This window comes from Psychrobacter sp. T6-1 (genome assembly GCF_052258445.1).
The window spans coordinates 1-4,386 of sequence record NZ_JBQQFC010000209.1 but is presented as its reverse complement, the minus strand read 5'-3'; the positions used below and the strand labels follow the sequence as shown (position 1 = coordinate 4,386).

The window sequence follows — 4,386 nt, the reverse complement described above, 5'->3', positions numbered from 1 at the left end:
GTATTGCGAATTAACAGACCGATTGAGGTGCCTGTGGTTTTGCCTTCAAATACCCCTGAGATGATCTCGACCTCATCTGACTCACGGCGCTGGGTGGCGTATTTGGACGTGCCTGGCTTACGGCGATCCAAATCTACTTGCAAATCTGCCTCGCTAAGCTCTAGACCAGGTGGCACGCCATCTACTATTGCCATAAGACCTGCGCCGTGCGACTCGCCACATGTCGTCACACAAAACAGCTGTCCAATACTATTGCCTGCCATACTTATCCTTAATCATTGGTGCTTGCTATCAGCACTTACATCATCAAATTATTCTCTTTAAAAATAACAACATAGCCTCTACTGAGCGCCATCTAGCCTTTGTACATAGTTAGCAAATAGCGCACGGTTGGCGATAAGCTCATCATAAGTGATAGCAAACACGCCGTGTCCGCCAAGCGCAAACTTGAGCCAATCAAACTGGATATCAGGATACGCTTGGTTCAATGCCCATTCGCTATCGCCCACTTCACAGATGAGCAGGCCTTCAGGGCTTAAATAATCTGCCGCTTGATACAAGATATGATGCACAAGATCTAAGCCATCTTGCCCAGCCGCCAAAGCGTGTTCAGGCTCATACAAAAACTCTGGCGGCAAATCTGCCATGATAGCAGCGTCCACATAGGGCGGATTGGTGACAATGAGCTCGTACTGGTTCTCAGCGGGTATCTTGGCAAACAGATCCGACTCTATCACATTGACCTGATGGCCTAAGTCATGATGATCGACATTGACCATAGCGACCTCAAGCGCGCCTTTGTCAATATCGACGGCATCGACCAAAGCGTCGACGAAACGAGTCGCCATAGCGATAGCGATACAGCCTGAACCCGTACACATATCTAATATACGCTCAGGCTGCGACAACTGCTTCATGTCAAGGCCATGATCATAAAAACTCGCCGCTTTATCTGAGCCTGCTTGACCCAAAGGCACAGCGCGCTCATTCACATCAAAGTAAGGATAGAACTGCTGGCGTATCAGCTCAGCAATCGGTGAGCGTGGAATCAAAACGCGCTCATCGACATAAAAGGGCAAATCACAAAAGTAAGCCAAATTAATCAAGTAGCTAAGCGGTTTACGCTCGCTAATACGCTGCTCAAGTAAGCTCAGCACTGCTTGCTTCTCTGATGCGGTCAAACGGCAATCGAGAATCTGCTCATTAGCAGACCAATCTAATGATAAAGAATGCAGAACGATAGCCGCCGCTTCAGCGAACTCATCGGTAGTACCTTGTGCGACCACAACGTCATAATTACGCAGTTGTGTCACCGAAAAACGAATAAAGTCGCGAATACTAAATAACTGCGCGCGGGCCTCTTCAAGCTCACTATGCAAATTAGCAAATTGATTATGCTCTGAGTCTTGCATCGCGTCTTCATCTAAATGTAGATTCTGAAAGTCCTCTGCGCTCATGATTTGATCTGCTGACATACTGCCCCTAATGATTAAAATTCGTTATCAAAAGTAATAATCGCTCAAGCCTTTGGCATAATTTTAGCTCAAGTCAAATACGCATTATAGACGCAAACGCCAGATTGCGCCAATTGCTGTTAGTATCGGCTTGTAGTCTTACTCCTAGCGCAAGCTTCGTATCAGCTTCCTTGCTAAAAAACCTGTAGCCTGACTCAATTATCTCTGTATTGTAGTGAATGCGTCATCAGTTGACACAAAGCGGATAAGAGGCACAAAAATGTGTGTCAAAAGTTTGCGAAGCGCCCTAAATATGCGCATAATAGCCCCATTAGTAACCATCACAAGTGAATAAACATGATGAAATTAAACCCTCTTATCGCCTCTGTAGCACTTGCTATGCTTAGCGCAAGCACTTTTGCTGCGCCCAATGATAATACGCGCACCCTGCCCGTAGGTACTGCAGAGCAATTGCCAGATATCGCTGTTCTAGCGAGCCTTGATGTCGAAGAAAACCGCAATCGCTCAATAGCTAAAAACAACAATGCGACCGATCGTATGAGTCAACTTATTGACTCCAAGCGTACTCAGGCGGCGACTCAACCTAGAAACGCTCAAGCTGCGAACAACAATGCGGCATCAAATAACATTGCTGCTGATAACATGAGCGCCCAGGAATTGACCCGTAAAGACGAGCAGTCTGATCGCACAGATGAGATTAGTGAAGGTCAAGCTATTGCCGCGCCCAGTCAAGGTAGTGAGCCTTTTGACGCGCCTGCGTTTGAGATACCGCGCACAGAGCAGTTGCAAGCGGCTAATACCGATACCACGATCAAGAGTATCGAAGATGTTGATGGCAAAATACATACTACGCTGAACCTCTCAAACTATGCCAAACAGGTCAATAACGCTACCTGGTCGCCTAGCATGAATGTCAACTCAGCAATGACCATCAAAATCCAAGCCTTGTTAGATTGGAACCACGCCTCACCTGGTCCTATCGATGGCGGCTGGGGTATGAACAGTAAAAAAGCTTTGACCAATTTTCAGGCGATGAAAGGCTTGCCAACGACGGGAAAAATGGATCAAAAAACTTGGGATGCGCTAGTCAAGAATATCCCAGCCAATAAGCCCGTACTGGTCACTTATACGCTGACCGAAGACGATATCAAAACCAACTTTGCGACAACCCCTTCAGGCTATCCAGCCAAATCAAAAATGAAAGGTCTGTACTATCAGGATATCAAAGAGATGTTAGGTGAGCGCTTTCATATGGACGTGCGCTACCTTGACAAGCTCAATAAAAACAAAGATTACCGCGCAGGCGAGACCATCACAGTCCTCAACACACGCGCGCCACTTAAACAGCGTATCAACCGCGTAGTCGCTAACAAAGCCGATCAAACCCTTTACGCCTATAATGGCGACAAGCTGGTCGCAACTTATCCCACTACGGTTGGTAGTAGTAGCACACCTTCACCACAAGGCACGTTTAAGATTATTAATAGAGTCAAAATGCCGTGGTACAAAGCAACAGTCGGCGAAGGCAGTGACAAGCAAGTTCATATGATACCACCAGGCCCGAACAATCCCGTCGGCGTAGTATGGATGGGACTGTCAAAACCCTCTTATGGTATCCATGGTTCACCTAAGCCTGAAGGCATTAGCCGTCAAGCCTCGGCAGGTTGTGTACGCTTGACCAACTGGGATGTATTAGAGGTCTACGCCAATATCGAAAACGGCGCCACGGTTGAACTTCAGTAATAAAAACGTTATAAAAATAAAAAGACCTTTAATCAAAGGTCTTTTTTTTGCGACAACACTTTACATACTATTCATTGATAGCGCCATAGCCTTCTTCATTGCCTGTAATGCTGCCAAGCTTTCTGCTGAAATACCAGCTGATAGGCAGACACAACATAAACCCGATCGCAATAACGATTTGTATATGAACAATCTGGTTAAATCCAGTCACTAAGGCTGCAATCATAAGTACGCCTATGACGACCGTTAATGCTATGGTAAAAACGACGGAGAATAATGGCCAGTTCATTATCTAATCCTTATATTAGTTGTGGGTATACCTACTTTATACCTCAAAACCACATTAATAGTAAGTATTTAATATAGACCTTTGAGCCAGTAATACTAAGTGACTTAAGCTGATAACCCTGTTAATATTAGGGAGTTATCTGCCAATCAATAAACGCGTGTTTTTTTATCCAAAAGCTGTTTTGATTTACAAATTCACTCTTTATCTATCTGCAAAAAACACTCCTCTTTTATTCATTTATCATTACAATAGTGGCTCTCTTTTTCTTCTAACGAAGCTTGCTACTATGACCTCATCCGATGATGCCGCGCCAGAAAATTCAGACACCCTTATTGAGAGTCCTGCCAAAACGGGCAAAGTGTCCTCAGAGCCTCTGATCGATCATATCGAAAACTTAGATCGCACCCGTGTAGATTTTAATCATGACGAATCTGATGAAACGGTCAGTCAAGCCGATAGCCAAGACTCTGAGAATGGCGATTTAGAGACAGATAATACTCAGACAATGCCTGCCGAAAATCCAGAATCTACCATAGTGTTAGAATCTGTCAGTCCTGATGTGGTGATTGCTACTTTAGAGACGCCTGAGTCTGAAGCTCAAGACACCCAAGTCATGTCTGAAACTGAAGATTTAGCAAATCAAAAAACAGATAGCGGCGCTGATCCTTCTCTTCTAATTACTGACGACAATGCAGAAATAATCATCAGTGCTGAGAGTGATAGCACGCCAAGCACGCAGCCTACGACCGCCGATGATACCGTTGTGATTAGTGATGCTGCTAATGGGCAAGACGTTGCCGTACAAGGTGACTTACCTGCCAGTACATCGAATCTCCAATCGTTAGAGCAAAACGAACAAGCTGTCACTGATAATAAACT

At 45.1% G+C, this 4,386-nt stretch carries 5 protein-coding genes; 2 read left to right on the top strand and 3 right to left on the bottom strand.

Going from position 1 to position 4,386, the window contains the following annotated elements:
- Window positions 1-263: chorismate synthase (locus ACTXGO_RS10210; protein ID WP_443574335.1), on the bottom strand; the 263-nt coding region annotated here is incomplete at its 3' end.
- A 78-nt stretch (window positions 264-341) separates the two neighbouring features.
- A complete protein-coding gene (gene prmB, locus ACTXGO_RS10205) occupies window positions 342-1,475 on the bottom strand; it encodes a 50S ribosomal protein L3 N(5)-glutamine methyltransferase (RefSeq protein WP_317199762.1) in 1,134 nt (377 codons plus the stop codon).
- A 336-nt stretch (window positions 1,476-1,811) separates the two neighbouring features.
- On the opposite strand from prmB, the gene ACTXGO_RS10200 reads away from it, so the two are divergent.
- Window positions 1,812-3,218 (top strand): L,D-transpeptidase family protein, encoded by a 1,407-nt coding sequence (locus ACTXGO_RS10200; protein ID WP_435950735.1) that lies wholly within the window; start codon window positions 1,812-1,814, stop codon window positions 3,216-3,218.
- Between the two features lie 67 nt (window positions 3,219-3,285).
- Here the strand turns inward: ACTXGO_RS10200 and ACTXGO_RS10195 are convergent, their stop codons facing one another.
- Window positions 3,286-3,507 carry a hypothetical protein gene (locus tag ACTXGO_RS10195; protein WP_317199760.1) on the bottom strand — a complete coding sequence of 74 codons (222 nt, stop codon included), beginning with the start codon at window positions 3,505-3,507 and terminating at the stop codon, window positions 3,286-3,288.
- 286 nt (window positions 3,508-3,793) lie between these two features.
- On the opposite strand from ACTXGO_RS10195, the gene ACTXGO_RS10190 reads away from it, so the two are divergent.
- A partial coding sequence (locus tag ACTXGO_RS10190; protein WP_443574333.1) for a hypothetical protein occupies window positions 3,794-4,386 on the top strand: 593 nt, incomplete at its 3' end.

Excerpts from the sequence above, each read along its gene's own strand:
- prmB (WP_317199762.1), bottom strand. The coding sequence starts at position 1,475 with ATGTCAGCAGATCAAATCATGAGCGCAGAGGACTTTCAGAATCTACAT.
- ACTXGO_RS10200 (WP_435950735.1), top strand. The coding sequence starts at position 1,812 with ATGATGAAATTAAACCCTCTTATCGCCTCTGTAGCACTTGCTATGCTT.
- ACTXGO_RS10195 (WP_317199760.1), bottom strand. The coding sequence starts at position 3,507 with ATGAACTGGCCATTATTCTCCGTCGTTTTTACCATAGCATTAACGGTC.